Origin of the sequence: Paraburkholderia phymatum (assembly GCF_038900715.1) — a bacterium.
Taxonomy (GTDB): Bacteria; Pseudomonadota; Gammaproteobacteria; order Burkholderiales; family Burkholderiaceae; genus Paraburkholderia; species Paraburkholderia phymatum_A.
Genome location: NZ_JAYMRZ010000097.1, coordinates 1 through 436, shown reverse-complemented (window position 1 = coordinate 436; position 436 = coordinate 1). Strand labels below are relative to the sequence as shown.

Genomic DNA, 436 nt, shown 5'->3' with positions numbered 1-436 from the left:
CGCCGCTACCACTCCCTGGACATCTCGGAGAAGGCGTTCGGCGGCTCCGTGGAGATCACCATGAAGGACGGCTCCGTGGTCACGGACCAGATCGCCGTGGCGGACGCCCACCCGCTCGGTGCGCGGCCGTTCGCCCGCGAGCAGTACATCACCAAGTTCCGCACCCTGGCCGAGGGTCTCGTGGCCCCCGAGGAGATCGAGCGCTTCCTGGACACCGTCCAGCGCCTGCCCGAGCTCAAGGCCGGGGAGCTGGGGCAGCTCAACATCGCCGCCGCAGTGGAGCTGGAGAAGTCGCCGAAGGGAATCTTCTGATCATGCTGTACACCACCGTGACCCCCGCCCAGAAGCGTGAGCGCTTCCGCGAGCTGCTCGCCGCACCGGAGATCGCCCAGTTCCCGGGCGCCTTCACCCCGCTGTCCACCAAGCTCATCCAGGA

1 protein-coding gene is annotated in these 436 nt (G+C 68.1%); it reads left to right on the top strand.

Features of this window, described 5'->3' with window-relative positions:
• Positions 1–312, top strand: a 312-nt coding sequence (locus VSR68_RS42575) for a hypothetical protein (RefSeq protein WP_342945387.1), incomplete at its 5' end; no start/stop codon positions are given.
• Between the last annotated feature and the right edge of the window lie 124 nt (positions 313–436).